This window comes from Desulfovibrio sp. SGI.102 (assembly GCF_050314315.1).
GTDB lineage: Bacteria > Desulfobacterota > Desulfovibrionia > Desulfovibrionales > Desulfovibrionaceae > Desulfovibrio.
Genome location: NZ_JBNPNC010000056.1, coordinates 1 through 15,001, shown reverse-complemented (window position 1 = coordinate 15,001; position 15,001 = coordinate 1). Strand labels below are relative to the sequence as shown.

Genomic DNA, 15,001 nt, shown 5'->3' with positions numbered 1-15,001 from the left:
CTCTAAGTACCGGAGGCAGGTTTTCTATGGTGAGAAAAAACGTGCCATAGGCGAGATTTTACGCAGACTGTGCGAATGGAAAGGAATAAATATTATCGAGGCGGAATGCCGTCCTGACCATATCCATATGCTGGTTGAGATTCCTCCTAAAATGAGTGTCTCAGGATTTATGGGATATTTGAAAGGTAAAAGTAGCCTGATGATATATGATCAATTTGGTGATTTAAAATTCAAGTACCGCAATCGCGAATTTTGGTGCCGTGGATATTATGTGGATACGGCAGGTAAAAATGCGATGAAAATCCGTGATTACATACGAAGACAATTAGATGAGGATAAATTGGGAGCGCAGTTGAGCCTTCCGTGTCCCGGTAGCCCGTTTACGGGCCGCAAGTAACAGAAATGCAAATGTCAGACCGCCATGCGCCTGTTAGGGCGCGGCTGGTAAAAGAGCCTTACAGGCGCATATGAAGAACCACCGGCTTTGCCGGTGGGTCACTTTTTTCACTTCCCCGGCCGCAAGGGGCTGCAAGACTAGGCGTTGACGCCGTCCTCTTTGCGCCAGCTGGCCAGCTGGGAGCCGATGAAATCGCAGATGAAGGCCTGCTCCTCGCGGCCGTTACCGTGGATATCCATGGGCGCGGCGAACTTGTAGCGCACCGGCAGGCCACTTTTGATGGGGCCCAGCTCCTTGAGTTTTTTCCCCGTGCCCCAGGCATCGGTCTTGAGAGCCAGCGGCACCACGGGCACACCGGCCTTGCGGGCCAGCTTGACCCCGATGGTGTTGAAGTGCTGGGGATCGAAATCCGGGGTGCGGGTGCTCTGGGGAAAGACGATGATGGAGATGCCTTTCTTCAGGCGTTCCACCCCGCCTTCCAGGACGGCCGTCAGGTCTTCGCGGGGATTGGTGCGGCCCACAACGATGGGATCGCGGGAGCGCATGACGGCCCCGAAGAAGGGCAGGGTGACCAGGCTTTTTTTCATTACGAACGTCACGGCACGGTGGGGCCGGATGATGCCGGGCAGCATGAAGGTCTCCAGCGTGCTCATGTGGTTGGCCACGAAGACGCAGGGGCCGCGCGTGGCCGAGATGTTCTCCATGCCTTCGATGCTCACCGGGCAGCCCACGCGCTCGATGAGTTCCGTCACACGCAGGCTGGCGTGGACCCAGGCGCTGTCGTCACACAGGCCTTTGGCGGCCCTGCGGCACAGCCAGAACACGGGGCCAGCCAGCAGGCTGCTGTAGAATCTCAGGGCCGGGAAACGGGCAGGGGCGCCCAGCTGCGGGGCCGTGCTGACATAGGTGGAAAGATCGCCGAACGGGGCCTCGACGACCCCTTCTTGATACTGCTGCATCAGGATTCTTCCGTTTTTCTGATTTTATGGATCTTGCGCCACCACTGGCTCAGGCGGGCTTCGTCGCCCATGTCGCGGGGCTGGTAAAAGCGGCGTCCCACGAGCTCGGCGGGCAGGTAATCCTGTTCCACCCAGCCGTCAGGGTAGTTGTGGGGATATTTGTATTCCTTGCCGTAGCCCCATTCCTTTTGCAACTGCGTACTGGCGTTGCGCAGATGCAGGGGCACGGGCCGCGCTCCGTTGTATTTGACTTCGCGGGCGGCGGTCAGATAGGCGGCGTAGCTGCTGTTGCTCTTGCGGGCCAGGGCCAGATAGACCACCGTCTCGGCCAGCGGGATGAAGCCTTCGGGCATGCCCACGAATTCCACGGCCTGCTGGCAGGAGACGGCCAGGGGCAGGGCATTGGGCTCGGCCAGGCCCACATCCTCCGAAGCGGAAAGGATAAGGCGGCGGCAGATGAAGCGCGGGTCCTCGCCGCCTTCCAGCAGGCAGGCCAGATAGTAGAGGGCCGCGTCGGGATCGCTGCCGCGGATGGATTTGATGAGGGCCGAGGCCAGCTCGTAATGGCTGTCACCGTCCTTGTCATGGCGCATCATGACTTCGGGCAGGGCGGACTTGAGCTGCTCGGGCTCGCGCATCTCCTCGGGCAGGGAAGCGGCGTACTCCACCAGATTGAGCAGGGTACGGGCATCCCCGTGGGCCGCGGCGGTGATGATGTCCAGCACCTCGTCGTTAAGCGTCACGCCCGTTTGTTCGGCGCCGCGCCGGGCCAGCTCCATCAGTTCCGAGCGTCCCAGGGGGCGCAGGCGCAGCACGTGCAGGCGCGAGAGCAGCTGCCGGGTGACGCTGAACGACGGGTTCTCCGTCGTGGTGGCCAGCAGGGTCAGCTCGCCCGATTCCACCAGCGGCAGGAAAAAGTCCTGCTGCGCCTTGGAAAAGCGGTGCAGCTCGTCGAGCACCAGGATCTCGATGCCGTTGAGGGAGCGGCGCAGGTGCTGCAAGCCTGCCTCCGGCGCGCTGAGACGCAGATAGGGACGCTTGCGGGAACGCGCCAGCAGCAGGGCCAGCGTGGACTTGCCGCAGCCCGGCGGGCCGAAAAACAGCAGGCTGGGCAGGCGCTCCGCCGCCATGAGCGACTTGAGGCGGCTTGCCAGATGGCTCTGCCCGAGAAAAAGATCGGGATCGTCGGGGCGCATGCGCTCCGGCAGGGGCTTTTGTGCGGTCATGGCTGTCCTTTATTCCGCCGGATCCGCCAGATGGGAGGCCCACCAGTGCAGGCCCAGGCACAGGGTCGCGGCGGTCTCGCAGCGCAGTACACGGGCCCCCAGGCTGACGAAGGTGAACTGCGCCGCCCGCAGGCTGTCCAGCTCCCGCTGGGAAAAGCCGCCCTCGGGGCCGATGACGTACACGGTGGTGCCGGGACGTCCGGCCAGCTGGGGCGTGAGCATGCTCACGGTGTCCTGCATCTCCCAGGGCAGGATGCGGCGGTCGGCCGTGGCGGCGCGGCGGACCAGCTCGTCCACACCGCCGGTCAGGGCCTCCACCTGCGGCAACCAGGGATTGCCGCACTGCTTGGCTCCGGCGATGAGCTGCCCTCGGCAGGCCTCGGCGGCATCGGCAGGCAGTTTGCCCTGGCTGTGGTCACCCTGCCAGAGCCAGACGGCATGGGCACCCAGCTCCACGGCCTTTTCCATAAAGAAACCGCGGCGCACGGCCTTGCTGAAGGCCAGCGCCATGACGGCGCGGGATTCCGGCGCGGGCGCCATCTGTTCTTCCTGCAGGACAAGGCGGGCCTTCTTTTTGGCTGTTTCGGCGATGGCGAAACGGCCGCTGCGGCCCTGGCCGTCGAGCAGCAGGACCTCCTCGCCCGGGGCCAGGCGCAGCACCTGGACCAGATGCTTGGCTTCCTGGCCTTCCAGCCAGAGATCGTGGGCCCATTGTTCGGGAGGAAGATAAAAGCGGTGCAGACTCATGATGCGTTGGATCCTTTTGCCGTCCGCGCGCGGCGCACGGCCTTGAAGCCGTCCTGCAGCGAGACGAGACGGCCGTAATTCTTGCGTATCTCCAGACCGGCCTTGGTCAGCCGGGATTCGGGAGGTTCCATGTAGGTGCGGCGCAGGTAGGCATCGGAAAGGATGCGTTCCACGCTGTCCACGATGCCGTCCACCAGTGCCGGGAAAAAGTTGACGATCTCGAATTTCAGGTCCGTCAGCAGGTCGAGGGCCTCGCGCATCATCTGGCGGTAGCCCATGCGGCCCACCTTGGCCTTGCGCTGGGCCAGGTCCTCGAGGATGCGGACGCGCCGAGCCTGCTGGATGTAGCTGAAGCGGGTACAGACCTCGCGGTGCAGCTCGCGCATGTTGCTGAAGGCATCGTCATTGTCCGGCGAGTAGAGATAGCCGTTGAGTACGCGGCTGACCTTGGCAAAAAAGTCGTCGCTGTAGCCTATCATGCGCCGCTGGTGCTTGGTGAGCCAGGCATAGAGGAATTTGAGGCGCTTCTCGTCGGTATCGGTGTTCTCCACGATCTCCGTGCGCTTGAAGACGATGCGGCCGGTGTATTCACCGCGCACGATGTCGTTGAGGCGCAGGAACATGTTGGAGGTGTCCTTGATGATGTTCAGCCCGGCCAGGGGCGCGCCCGTGAGCGGATGCAGGATCTCCTGCCAGGCCACGGAAAGGGCGCGGTCCTGCTGTACGTTGCTGGCATCGAAGCGGTGCTGCCGGTAGGTGACGCGGATGATGACGACCCGGCGGTCACGGTCCAGGAAGTAGCCGCCTTTTTCCAGCGTCTCGAGGGCTTCCTCCTGATCCTCGTCCACGGAGATGAGGGCGATCTTTTTCAGCAGGGGGTAGCGGGTGCTCTGGCCCATGGACGTATAGGTGGTGATGGTACGGTCCGTCTGCCCCAGGACGCGCAGCATGAAGTGCTCGCCCAGCTTGTGCAGCTTGCGGGCAAAGAGCGCGCTGGAGGTGCGGCGTTCCGAGACGATGGGGAAGCCGTAGAGCTCCATCAGGTACTGGTAGACGAACATGCGGTTGCGTTCGTAGATCTCGCTGTCGCCATAGACGAATTTGCCGATGCGCATGCCGAAGCGTTTGAGCTCGCTGTCGATGTCCGACGGGAAGGAGGCGAAGACCCCCGCCAGGTAGAACTGCCGGTCCGCATCGAGGGCGAGTACCTGGGCCCTGTCCATGGCCAGCAGATAGGGCATGAGCGAGGGATAATTGTCCAGGATCACGGTATCGGCATTGGCGAACTGCTGGCGGAAGATGTCCTGGTGCATGCGCGGCAGGCGGGAGGCCAGGGTCTGCACGTTACGGGCAAGGACCTGGTTCTCCAGCGGGCAGCAGGCGCCGTCGGCTTCCATGACGATGGGGTGCAGTTTGTCGAACTGGAAGGTCTCGGAAAAATAGTCCAGCTGGCGGGCAAAAGCCACCATGGAGAAGCCCGGCAGGTCCTTGTATTCGAACATGTCGTTGTCGAACGAGGGCAAAAGTTCGCGGCCTTCCACCAGCGGGTAGTTCTTGTGCTCCTGATAGGGCTTGACCAGACAGAAGCGGATATGCACGGCATCGAGAAAGCGCTTGAGCTCGTCAAGACGCGCGATGACGACCGGCTCGGATGTCGTATAGGCATCCTGCCAGTGAAAGCCGTCCTTGCTGAAGATCTCTTGCCACTTGATCATGTGCAACCTTACCCGATTCTCCGTAAAGAGTAACTGCTTTTGGGGGGAATTTCCAGAGGCGCTCCCGGGATTTGTCGTTTTTGCCCGCCGGGCCGCCGGTGCGGGCGAAAAGCTGTTGCGGGCGCTATGCTGCTTTGGTACACTTCCGTGCGTCAGTCCCGGGCTTGTGCCCGGGCCCACCATCAAACGCGTACCGACATGACTGCCAATACTCTTGAACAACACATCCTCAGCATCGTTTGCAGTGTTTTCGATGCCTACTCCGCCGTCCTTTTCCTGCCCTCCGAAAATGGTGAGGAGCATTATCTCGCGGCCTCCTTCAGCCTTGGCGAAGGGGTGGAGCAGGGGGCCATGCTTTCGTCGGGGAGCCTGGTAGACTGGATCATCCGCAACCGCCAGCAGATGCTGGTCCCCAATTTCGACCAGCATAAGCACAAGCTCGGCTATTACCGGGAAGGCGAGGAAGCCGGCATCAAGGCATTCATGGGGTGTCCCGTGCCCACGGGCGGTGCCCTGTGCGTGGACAGCAAGCGGCAGTATTCCTTCACTGACAGGGACTACAAGCTGCTGCAGCTTTTTGCCGAGCTGGTCTCCCGCCAGCAGGCCAGCAAGGGCCGTCAGGAAATGGCCGGGGACATCCCCCGCTATTTCGCCGAGCTGGCCGTGATCCAGGAGCTGCGCTTCCGTTACCGCCGCTGGTCGCAGTTCATCCAGAATTATGTGCGTACCATGGTCGATGCCACGGGCTTCGACTACTGCGCCTTCGCTTCGGTGGATGTTCCCGGTGAGAGCTACTGTGTGGAATGCGAGTCCGCCCGCCTGGTGCTGGAGAACGGCGAGCCCATGGTCCTGCCTGTAGGCAGCGGCATCGCCGGCTGGGTCTTCAGCAACGACCAGCCCGTCATCAACGAAGGGCTGGAAGGCGCTCCCTCCACCATGCTGTTCGGCAAGCTGCCGGGCATGCCCGATTTCCAGGCCATCATCTGCCTGCCGGTACAGATCAACAAGAGCACGCGCGGTGTGCTCTGTCTGGCGCATACGTCCACGCGCAGCATCGACGAGTCCCTGCGCTCCTTCGTGCGTCAGGCCGTGGACCATCTGGCCCTGTTCCTCGAAAATCTGTACCTGCGGGTACGTCTGCGTTCCCTGCTGCCGCAGGGCACGGTCCACAGCCAGGGTCCCCGCCGCTACGATCCCGATACCGCTCCGGTGCCGCCCGTCAAGAATCCTTAAGCCATGCTGTCCCGATTTTTCAGCAGGTTCCTGACCCAGGACATTGCCATGGATCTTGGTACGGCCAACACGCTGCTGTACACCAGGAAGCATGGCATTTTCATCAATGAGCCCTCGGTGGTGGCTGTGGACGCGGTCAGCCGCAAGGTGCTGGCCGTGGGCGCTGCCGCCAAGGAATATCTGGGCCGCACGCCCCAGAACATCTGCGCCATTCGGCCCATGAAGGACGGCGTCATCGCCGACTTCGACATCACCCGCAAGATGATCGCCCATTTCGTGGGCAAGTGCATCTCCGGTCTGCGTCTGGTCAAGCCGTCCATGGTGATCTGCATCCCCACGGGCATCACCCAGGTGGAGAAAAAAGCCGTCATCGACGCGGCCCTGCTGTCGGGCGCACGTTCGGTCTCCCTGGTGGAAGAACCCATGGCCGCGGCCATCGGGGCGGGCATGCCCGTGCAGGAGCCCCTGGGCAACCTGGTGCTGGACATCGGCGGCGGCACCAGCGAAGTGGCGCTCATCAGCATGACGGGCATAGCGGTCTCGCAGTCGGTGCGCGTGGCCGGTGATGCCATGAACCTGGCCGTGCAGCATTATCTGCGCGAGGTCTTTCGCCTCGAAGTGGGCGAGAATACGGCGGAAAACGTCAAAAAGATCCTTGGTGCGGCCCTGCCCCAGAACAACAGCCTGCGGCTGGAAGTGTCCGGCAAGGATCTTGTCTATGGCGGCCCCCGGGTGGTGACCGTGACCGAGGGCGACATCTGCGAGGCCCTGCACGACCCTGTCCAGGCCGTGGTGGAGACCGTGCTGCGCGCGCTGGAGCAGGCGCCGCCGGCACTGGCCGCCGATGTGTACGACAACGGGCTGCTCATGGCCGGAGGCGGGGCCCTGCTGCGCGGTCTGGACCAGTGCATCGCCCGGGCGACGCACCTGAAGGTCGCAGTGGACAAGGATCCCCTGACCACGGTGTTGCGCGGGACGGCGCAGGCCATGCTGTACCGCGAGGATTACGAAGGGATTTTCATTAATTAGGACAGACGGGCGATTCTCCTGCCTCGTTTGGACATGGCGTCCGCCATGCCGGAAGGGCGGGCAGGTTTTCGGCCGGGATGGCCGCCGTGCGTCCTGTCCTTGCAACTGCCGTGCGCTCCTGCCGGGCAGGGGGGCCGGCCTTGGGACATCGTTTCATGCTGACAGCCCGATTTTTGCAGGATGTGGTGGACGTCGTGCGCGAGAGCGGCGACATCATCCGCCGCCAGTGGGAAAAAACGCATGCCGTCAGGCACAAGGGCAGTATCGACCTGGTGACGGAAACGGACGTGGCCGTGGAGGCCTTCCTCAAGGAACGTCTGGGAGAATTGCTGCCGCAGGCCGAATTCCTGGCCGAGGAAAGCTGCGTGGCCGGTCAGGAGCCGTCGCCCCTGTGCTGGATCATCGATCCTGTGGACGGCACCACCAATTTCGTGCACCGAATCCCCCAGGTGGGGACGTCCGTGGCCCTGTGGGCGGACGGCCATGTGGTGCTGGGCGTGGTGAACGTGCCCATGATGGATGAATGTTTCTGGGCCGGTCTGGGCATGGGGGCCTTCCGCAACGGCGAGCCCATCCATGTGAGCTCGGCCGAGGTCCTGTCCGATGCCGTGGTGGCTACGGGGTTCCCCTATGCCATCGCCGAACGCCTGGACGATGTGCTGGCCCGTCTGGCCCTGGTGCTGCCCAAGGCCCAGGGCGTGCGCCGTATCGGGGCCGCCTCGGTGGATCTGGCCTATGTGGCCGCCGGGCGGCAGGACGCCTTCTACGAGATGCTGCTCAAGCCCTGGGACGTGGCTGCCGGCTGGCTGCTGGTGGAAGAAGCCGGCGGGCGGGTCACGACGCTGGATGGACGTCCGTATACCTTCGGGGACGAGATCATGGCCAGCAACGGCCTGGTGCACAAGGAACTGCGGCATCTGCTGGCGGCCGTGACGCCCGTGCGGGCGGAAAGGCGCCCCGCATGAGCCTGACTGCCGGGGATACGGCCCCCCGCCGCCTGACGGCCGGGGACGCTGCCGCCATGCAGGCACTGGAGGCCGCCTGTTTTTCCCTGCCGTGGAGCGAGGAGCAGTGCCGGGCCGCCTTCAGCCAGCAGGCTTTCGTGGCTTACGGGCTGGAAGAAGCGGGCGTGTTGCAGGGCTATATCTCGCTCTATCAGGCAGCGGACGAGCTGGAAGTGCTCAACCTGGCCGTCCTGCCCGTTGCACGGCGGCAGGGACTGGGCGAACGGCTTTTGCGCACAGCCTTGCAAGAAGCTGAAAAAACAGGTATCAACAGGGCTTTGCTTGAAGTCCGTACCGGGAATGCCCCGGCCATCGCCTTATACGAGAAATGCGGCTTCGTCCGGGTGGGCAAACGGCCCCGCTATTATGCGGACACCGGCGAAGATGCCCTGATCTATCAGTGTGATCTGGCACCGCAGGACTGACAGAGAGGATATTTCCATGCAGAAGATCATCGCTGCCAACTGGAAAATGTACAAGACCCGGCAGGAAGCCCGCGAAACGGCCGCTGCCGTGGCTGCTGCCCTGAACGAACAGCCGACCCCGCACGAAGTGGTGGTGTTCGCGCCCTTCACGGCCATCGCCGAGGTGGCGGACGCTTTTGCCGCTTCGCAGGCGCAGGCCGGTGCGCAGGATGTGTGGCCTGCCGTGGAAGGGGCGTTCACCGGCGAGATCTCGCCGCGCATGCTGCAGGACGCCGGTGCGGTCTGGGTGCTGACCGGACATTCCGAGCGCCGTCACGTGCTGGGCGAATCCGATGAGCTGGTGGGCCGCAAGACGGCCTTTGCCCTGGAGCAGGGCCTCAAGGTCATGCTCTGCATCGGGGAAAAGCTGGAAGAGCGCGAATCCGGCCAGCTGGAAGACGTGCTGCGCCGTCAGCTGGACAGCGGCCTGCCCGCCGGAGGGGACGCGCTGGAAGGCCGCTTTGCTGTGGCCTATGAGCCCGTGTGGGCCATCGGTACCGGCAAGGTCGCCGGTCCCGACGAAGTGCTGGCCACCCACGCCGTGGTGCGTCGCCTGCTGTGCGAGCGCCTGGGCGAGACCGGCAACAGGATCCCGATCCTGTATGGTGGGAGCGTCAAACCGGCCAATGCCGGTAACCTTATCGGACTTGACAATGTGGATGGTCTTCTGATAGGTGGCGCTTCTTTGGACGCGCAAAGTTTTGTGCAGATTATCCGGGCCTAGGCCTGAAGTTCTTCATTTACGTCGTGCCCCTGGGAGGCTCTTGTGCAGACCCTTATTCTGACGCTTCATATCATTGTTTGTGTGGTGCTCGTCATTCTCATTCTCTTGCAGGCCGGCAAGGAAGGTATGGGCGTCATTTTCGGTGGCGGCAATACCTCTGTGTTCGGCAGCAGCGGTGCCGGCGGCATGCTGGCCAAGATGACCGCCTTCATGGCCGTGGTCTTCGTGGTGACCTCGCTGAGCTACACCTATGTGACCAGCTCGCGTCCCAGCGATGAATCCGCCGTGCTCAAGGTCGAACCCCTGACCATCGAAGACGTGCCTGCCAAGCCCGCTGCCGCGCCTGAAGCTGCTGCTCCGGCCCAGCCTGCCGCGACCAGCGAAGCTCCCGCGGCTGCTCCGGCTGCTGCCGCCCCTGCCGATGCTCCTGAGGCCCCTGCGGCTTCCGAAGCTCCCGCCGCTGAGGCTCCTGCTGCGGACGCTCCCGCAGCCCAGCCTGCCCAGCAGTAGACGTTTTTTTGATCCAATGGAAAAAGCCGCGGTCCTGCCGCGGCTTTTTTTTCAGCAACAGGGGGCTCCCATGACAGACGACAACAGCTTCAAGAACAATCCCTTCAAGGCTCTGGAAAAAGGACGGTTCCCGCAGCAGAAAAAGACGGGTGCCCCTGCGGCGCCGGAAAAACGCGGCAAGCGCATCGCGCGCCAGGCTGCCGTGCCTGCGGACGACGAGGACGCCTCCCTGTTCCTGTCCGCCATGAGCAATGTGGAGCGCCAGTCGGCTCACGGCGGTGCGGCCCGCGGTCAGGGAGCGGGGCAGGGCGGCTTTGCCATGGAAGAGCAGTGCGCCATGCCGCAGGTGAAGAAGCTCAAGGAAAAGAAGAAAAAGGGCAGCGCCCCCCACAAGGAGAGCGGAGCCGCGGTCCCCGCAGCTGCCGGAGCTGTTGCCGCACCTACCGGTAAGGCGGATGCGGCCGCCGGGCTGGAAGCTGTGGTGGCGGCCAGTGAGGAAGATGACTTTTTGCTGGCCATGAAGCAGGTGACGCCGCTGCAGGGCAAGGGGCGGGACGTGCCGCCCGCAGTGGCCCAGAGCACGCCGCCGCCGTCCGCGGATACCAGCCTGCAGGACTTCCTGGACGGCAAGCTGGAATTTGCCCTGTCCATGACCGATGAATACATGGAAGGCCATGTGGTGGGGCTGGACCAGATGATCGTGAACAAGCTGCGCGCCGGAGGCCTGAGCCCCGAGGCGCACCTCGACCTGCACGGCCTCAATGCCCAGCAGGCTTTCGAGACCCTGCGCGGTTTCATGCGCGGCAGCTGGTACAAGGGCCTGCGGACCATTTTGGTGGTGCCCGGCCGCGGCAAGAACTCCCCGGACGGCGTGGGCGTGCTGCGCGGCAAGTTGCAGTCCTGGCTCACCCAGGACCCCTTCAAGCGCGTTGTCCTGGCCTTCTGCACGGCCCAGCCGCATGACGGCGGTCCCGGCAGCGTCTATGTGCTGTTGCGCAAATACAAGAAAAAGGGCCGTGTCTACTGGGAGCGGATGCCCGCTGACGCGGATCTTTACGAATAGGCAGCGCTGTACGAACTGCGCTGCCCTTGATGACAGGCATAAAAAAAGGACGTCTTCGGACGTCCTTTTTTTATGCCTGTTTTTTTGCTCCCTCAAACGCAGGTATGCAGGCTGCAAAGATACGGGCTTGTCCGGCAAGGCGGAAAGCATATGCCTGTCGGCACATTTGCAGGAGAGGGGGAGCCCCTTGTCCCTTTGCATCCTGGAGGTGGGCACAGGGGCGCCTGCCGTTTCCGCAGGAGACAGGCAGAGGGCTGCGCTTTAGCCCTGCTCCCGGGGCGTGTCGTCCTCCAGCAGGACAGCCGCATCTCCGAAACTGCGGACCCAGGCGCGCAATTCCGGCTCGCTGCGGGTGGTCAGGGTCAGGATGAGGCCACCATCTTCGCAGTCCTCGATCTGCTGGTTGGTGGCCCAGATGCGCTCCCGCACATAGTCGGCGGCATTGGGGGATACGCGGATGCGGAAAGTTCGCGGTTCGTGCCAGGGCAGGCCAAAGCCGCCATGCTCGTCATCGTCGCGGCTGTAACGGACATGGTCCCCGGTCAGCTCCACGTTCTGGATACGATGGACGGCCAGGGTACAGGGATGTTCGACTTCGAGCCCCTCCTCACCCAGCTGGCCGCCCAGCACATACAGGGCATTGTTCATGGCGGCCATGCGTACGGGGATGAAGCGGTGGATTCGCGGCTCCGCCTTGCCCACGGCTTTGTAGCGGATCCGGCAGACGGTCTGGCAGCGGGCGGCCTGGACGAGGCGCTCGATGGTGTCCGCAAAGGGTGTGTAATTGATGCGCCCCTTGATGTAGAAGGCAAAATCGTCCTGATCCTGGAAGTGCGGATCCGCCATGTGCATGGCCAGGCGCTGGATGGTCCTGTCCACACGCTGCAGGGTCTGCTCCGGCAGGATGCCTCCCGCCATGCGGCGGCACAGGGTCAGAAAGCGCAGCTCCTCGAAATCGAGGCCCAGATGCCCCTTTTCTCCGGGATTCAGGCGATACCAGCGGCGGCGCTGTTCCGTGCCCATTTCCAGGGCGATGCCTACGGCGCTTTCGATCTGTTCCATCAGACGGATGACTGTCTGGGGCGAGCAGTTGAGTTCGCGCGCCAGGTCCTGCTGGAAATGGCGCCTGTTATCGAAGAGCAGCTTGCGGAAAAGACGCAGCAGCTTGTCACCGGTACGGGCATCGGGATCCAGTTTACTGGGCATGACGAACCTCCTGTCCGGCTTATGCTAGATGCTGACATGCCGTGAAGCAAGGCCAATATTGCACAGGCAGGTGTTTTTTGTAGGTTCTGGCTGTTTTTTGTGACCTGTGCACGGATGCAGGATGATGTGACAAATAAAAGACAATCATTCCTCTTTGTTACAGAATTGTCACAATAGCGTGGTAGGTGTGCTGCCACAGAGCAATTGGTGATCCTGGAAGAGCCGCAAGAGCCTTATGGAGAAAGCTTTCGCCCTCTTGCAGGAATTGGGAAACAATGGTGGAGAGTTTATGAAAAAAACAGGTAATACGCACATTTATCTTTCAGAATTTCTGGGCACCTTCATTTTCCTGCTGTGCGGCATCGGCTGCGTGGGGGCGCTCAAGCTGGCGGGGGCCAGCTTTGGCCAGTGGGAAATCAGCATCGTCTGGGGTCTTGCCGTGGCCATGGGCGTCTATGTTTGCGGCGGTGTGTGCGGCGCGCACCTCAATCCGTCCGTGACCATCGCCCTGGCGTTGTTCGGGGATTTCGACAAGCGCAAGGTCGTGCCCTACATCCTGGTGCAGACGGTGGCCGGTTTCTGTGCTGCGGCGCTGGCCTATGCCATGTATTACAATCTGTTTGCCGATGCCGTGGCCGCCACGGCGGGCGATCCCGCCAAGATGACGGCGCTGGCCGGGATCTTCTGTACCTTCCCCCATCCCAAGATCACCTTTTTCCAGGCCTTTTTCGTGGAGCTCGTCATCACGGCCGTGCTCATGTGCCTGATCTATGCCCTGGTGGATGGCCGCAATACGGCTCCCAAGGGCAATCTGGGCGGCCTGCTCATCGGTCTGCTGGTGGCGCTCATCGGCGCCAGCTTCGGCCCGCTGACCGGCTTTGCCATGAATGCCGCGCGTGACTTCGGCCCGCGTCTGTTCGCCGCTCTGGCGGGCTGGGGCACGGATGTGATGACCGGCTATCCGCTCAACGACAACCTGAGCCTGCCGTACTTCCTGGTGCCGCTCATCGCGCCCATCATCGGGGCCTGTATCGGCGGCTGGATCTACAAGCGCATCATCGTGGTGGCCCTGGATCGCAACGCGGCCGCCGAGGACAAGGCCTAAAGGCCCTGAACGGGGGGCCGATGGACAGGTGACACGTTCTGCGGTTATCCTATCACGCAGGCCGGTGCCTGCCGGTCCCCTTTGAACATCACTGGAGAAAAAAGCTATGCAAGGCAAATATATCGTTGCCTTGGACCAGGGTACCACCAGTTCCCGCACCGTCGTGCTGGATCAGGACGTCAACATCGTGGCTGTGGTGCAGCGCGAGTTCCCCCAGATCTACCCCCGTCCGGGCTGGGTGGAGCATGATCCCCGCCAGATTTGGGCCACCCAGAGCTCCACGCTGACCGAAGCCCTGGCCAGCGTGGGCATCTCTTCGGACGAAGTGACGGCCATCGGCATCACCAACCAGCGCGAGACCACGGTGGTCTGGGAAAAGGATACGGGCAAGCCCGTGTACAATGCCATCGTCTGGCAGTGCCGCCGTACCGCGCAGATCTGCGACGAGCTGCGCAAGAACGAAGGCTTTGAGGAATACGTGCGGGAAAATACCGGCCTGCTGCTGGACCCCTATTTCTCCGGCACCAAGATCAAGTGGATCCTGGACAACGTGCCCGGCGCCCGTGAAAAGGCGGAGAAGGGGCAGCTGCTGTTCGGCACCATCGACACCTGGCTGATCTGGAACATGACCCAGGGCCGCGTGCACGTGACCGACTATACCAATGCCTCGCGCACCATGCTGTTCAACATCCACAAGCTGGAGTGGGACGAACACATCCTCTCCATGCTGGGCATCCCGCGCTCCATGCTGCCCGAAGTCAAACCTTCGTCCACGGTCTACGGCCAGACCAACATCGGCGGCAAGGGCGGTACGCGCATCCCCATCGCGGGCATCGCCGGTGACCAGCAGGCGGCCCTGTTCGGGCATCTGTGCGTGGAAAACGGCATGGCCAAGAATACCTACGGCACCGGCTGCTTCATGCTCATGAACACCGGCAAGACCGCTGTCAGCTCCAAGAACGGCCTCATCACCACTCTTGCCTGCGGTCCCCGTGGCGAAGCCTGCTACGCCCTGGAAGGTTCCATCTTCGTGGGCGGTTCCGCCATCCAGTGGCTGCGGGACGAGCTGAAGATCGTCAACGATGCCCGTGATACGGAATACTTCGCCAACAAGGCGGAGACCTCCAACGATGTCTATGTGATCCCGGCCTTCACCGGTCTGGGCGCTCCCTACTGGGATCCCTATGCCCGCGGCGCCATCGTGGGCCTGACCCGCGGCACCAACGCCAGCCACATCATCCGCGCCACGCTGGAATCCATCGCCTACCAGAGCAAGGACGTCATCGAAGCCATGCAGGCGGATTCCGGCATCCCGCTGCAGGCCCTGCGTGTGGACGGCGGCGCCAGCGCCAACAACTTCCTGATGCAGTTCCAGTCCGACATCCTGGGCGTCAATGTGGAACGTCCCGCCACGCTGGAATTGACGGCCCTGGGTGCTGCTTTCCTGGCCGGTCTGGCCGTGGGGTACTGGAGCGGCCTGGACGACGTGCGCAACCGCCTGCACATCGAACGTGTTTTTGAGCCTTCCGCGGACAAGGAAAAGCAGGTGCAGCGTTACAAGGGCTGGAAAAAGGCCGTGTCCCGCGCCCTGCAGTGGATCGACGTGGAAGACTAGGTAC

The 15,001-nt window shown here is 62.7% G+C and carries 14 protein-coding genes and 1 pseudogene; 10 read left to right on the top strand and 5 right to left on the bottom strand.

From position 1 onward, the window contains the following. A partial coding sequence (gene tnpA, locus ACQRCJ_RS10580; RefSeq protein WP_427799772.1) for an IS200/IS605 family transposase occupies positions 1–397 on the top strand: 397 nt, incomplete at its 5' end. A 137-nt stretch (positions 398–534) separates the two neighbouring features. Here tnpA and ACQRCJ_RS10575 read toward each other — a convergent pair. The 4 genes from ACQRCJ_RS10575 to ACQRCJ_RS10560 are packed head-to-tail and all read right to left on the bottom strand — an operon-like array spanning position 535 to position 5,044. After that, positions 535–1,356 carry a lysophospholipid acyltransferase family protein gene (locus tag ACQRCJ_RS10575; protein ID WP_204625231.1) on the bottom strand — a complete coding sequence of 274 codons (822 nt, stop codon included), beginning with the start codon at positions 1,354–1,356 and terminating at the stop codon, positions 535–537. Beyond that, positions 1,356–2,582 (bottom strand): replication-associated recombination protein A, encoded by a 1,227-nt coding sequence (locus tag ACQRCJ_RS10570; RefSeq protein WP_303956011.1) that lies wholly within the window; start codon positions 2,580–2,582, stop codon positions 1,356–1,358. Before ACQRCJ_RS10570 ends, ACQRCJ_RS10575 begins: the two co-directional genes overlap by 1 nt. A gap of 9 nt (positions 2,583–2,591) precedes the next feature. Next, on the bottom strand, positions 2,592–3,329 hold the full coding sequence (locus tag ACQRCJ_RS10565) for a 16S rRNA (uracil(1498)-N(3))-methyltransferase (protein WP_204625233.1): 738 nt from the start codon (positions 3,327–3,329) through the stop codon (positions 2,592–2,594). After that, positions 3,326–5,044, bottom strand: coding sequence for a hypothetical protein (locus ACQRCJ_RS10560; protein ID WP_427799771.1), 1,719 nt, complete (start codon positions 5,042–5,044; stop codon positions 3,326–3,328). The genes ACQRCJ_RS10565 and ACQRCJ_RS10560 overlap by 4 nt, the downstream gene beginning before the upstream one ends. Positions 5,045–5,242: 198 nt before the next feature. On the opposite strand from ACQRCJ_RS10560, the gene ACQRCJ_RS10555 reads away from it, so the two are divergent. The 7 genes and pseudogenes from ACQRCJ_RS10555 (at position 5,243) to ACQRCJ_RS10525 (ending at position 11,071) form a co-directional block, all read left to right on the top strand. Next, positions 5,243–6,277 carry a GAF domain-containing protein gene (locus tag ACQRCJ_RS10555; RefSeq protein ID WP_006004530.1) on the top strand — a complete coding sequence of 345 codons (1,035 nt, stop codon included), beginning with the start codon at positions 5,243–5,245 and terminating at the stop codon, positions 6,275–6,277. Positions 6,278–6,280: 3 nt separating this feature from the next. Further along, positions 6,281–7,306: a rod shape-determining protein gene (locus tag ACQRCJ_RS10550; RefSeq protein ID WP_427799770.1), complete on the top strand. Its 1,026-nt coding sequence runs from the start codon at positions 6,281–6,283 to the stop codon at positions 7,304–7,306. 155 nt (positions 7,307–7,461) lie between these two features. Next, positions 7,462–8,271, top strand: a complete 810-nt coding sequence (locus tag ACQRCJ_RS10545) for an inositol monophosphatase family protein (RefSeq protein WP_204625235.1) — start codon at positions 7,462–7,464, stop codon at positions 8,269–8,271. Beyond that, positions 8,268–8,735: a ribosomal protein S18-alanine N-acetyltransferase gene (rimI, locus tag ACQRCJ_RS10540; RefSeq protein WP_204625236.1), complete on the top strand. Its 468-nt coding sequence runs from the start codon at positions 8,268–8,270 to the stop codon at positions 8,733–8,735. The genes ACQRCJ_RS10545 and rimI overlap by 4 nt, the downstream gene beginning before the upstream one ends. Positions 8,736–8,751: 16 nt before the next feature. Beyond that, the gene (tpiA, locus tag ACQRCJ_RS10535; RefSeq protein WP_168936234.1) at positions 8,752–9,498 is read left to right on the top strand and encodes a triose-phosphate isomerase; all 747 of its coding nucleotides are present in this window, start codon (positions 8,752–8,754) and stop codon (positions 9,496–9,498) included. Positions 9,499–9,540: 42 nt separating this feature from the next. Further along, positions 9,541–9,912: pseudogene (secG, locus tag ACQRCJ_RS10530) on the top strand (preprotein translocase subunit SecG); the annotation flags it as partial. Positions 9,913–10,078: 166 nt separating this feature from the next. Beyond that, the gene (locus tag ACQRCJ_RS10525) at positions 10,079–11,071 is read left to right on the top strand and encodes a Smr/MutS family protein (protein WP_168936232.1); all 993 of its coding nucleotides are present in this window, start codon (positions 10,079–10,081) and stop codon (positions 11,069–11,071) included. Positions 11,072–11,332: 261 nt separating this feature from the next. Here ACQRCJ_RS10525 and ACQRCJ_RS10520 read toward each other — a convergent pair whose 3' ends face one another. Then, positions 11,333–12,277 carry a helix-turn-helix transcriptional regulator gene (locus tag ACQRCJ_RS10520; RefSeq protein WP_168936231.1) on the bottom strand — a complete coding sequence of 315 codons (945 nt, stop codon included), beginning with the start codon at positions 12,275–12,277 and terminating at the stop codon, positions 11,333–11,335. A 289-nt stretch (positions 12,278–12,566) separates the two neighbouring features. On the opposite strand from ACQRCJ_RS10520, the gene ACQRCJ_RS10515 reads away from it, so the two are divergent. Beyond that, positions 12,567–13,382, top strand: coding sequence for an MIP/aquaporin family protein (locus ACQRCJ_RS10515; protein ID WP_303956010.1), 816 nt, complete (start codon positions 12,567–12,569; stop codon positions 13,380–13,382). 106 nt (positions 13,383–13,488) lie between these two features. Next, positions 13,489–14,997 (top strand): glycerol kinase GlpK, encoded by a 1,509-nt coding sequence (glpK, locus tag ACQRCJ_RS10510; RefSeq protein ID WP_427799769.1) that lies wholly within the window; start codon positions 13,489–13,491, stop codon positions 14,995–14,997. Positions 14,998–15,001 lie beyond the last annotated feature (4 nt).

Coding starts and splice junctions, on each gene's coding strand:
- ACQRCJ_RS10575 (WP_204625231.1), bottom strand. CDS start 1,356: ATGCAGCAGTATCAAGAAGGGGTCGTCGAGGCCCCGTTCGGCGATCTT.
- ACQRCJ_RS10570 (WP_303956011.1), bottom strand. CDS start 2,582: ATGACCGCACAAAAGCCCCTGCCGGAGCGCATGCGCCCCGACGATCCC.
- ACQRCJ_RS10565 (WP_204625233.1), bottom strand. CDS start 3,329: ATGAGTCTGCACCGCTTTTATCTTCCTCCCGAACAATGGGCCCACGAT.
- ACQRCJ_RS10560 (WP_427799771.1), bottom strand. CDS start 5,044: ATGATCAAGTGGCAAGAGATCTTCAGCAAGGACGGCTTTCACTGGCAG.
- ACQRCJ_RS10555 (WP_006004530.1), top strand. CDS start 5,243: ATGACTGCCAATACTCTTGAACAACACATCCTCAGCATCGTTTGCAGT.
- ACQRCJ_RS10550 (WP_427799770.1), top strand. CDS start 6,281: ATGCTGTCCCGATTTTTCAGCAGGTTCCTGACCCAGGACATTGCCATG.
- ACQRCJ_RS10545 (WP_204625235.1), top strand. CDS start 7,462: ATGCTGACAGCCCGATTTTTGCAGGATGTGGTGGACGTCGTGCGCGAG.
- rimI (WP_204625236.1), top strand. CDS start 8,268: ATGAGCCTGACTGCCGGGGATACGGCCCCCCGCCGCCTGACGGCCGGG.
- tpiA (WP_168936234.1), top strand. CDS start 8,752: ATGCAGAAGATCATCGCTGCCAACTGGAAAATGTACAAGACCCGGCAG.
- ACQRCJ_RS10525 (WP_168936232.1), top strand. CDS start 10,079: ATGACAGACGACAACAGCTTCAAGAACAATCCCTTCAAGGCTCTGGAA.
- ACQRCJ_RS10520 (WP_168936231.1), bottom strand. CDS start 12,277: ATGCCCAGTAAACTGGATCCCGATGCCCGTACCGGTGACAAGCTGCTG.
- ACQRCJ_RS10515 (WP_303956010.1), top strand. CDS start 12,567: ATGAAAAAAACAGGTAATACGCACATTTATCTTTCAGAATTTCTGGGC.
- glpK (WP_427799769.1), top strand. CDS start 13,489: ATGCAAGGCAAATATATCGTTGCCTTGGACCAGGGTACCACCAGTTCC.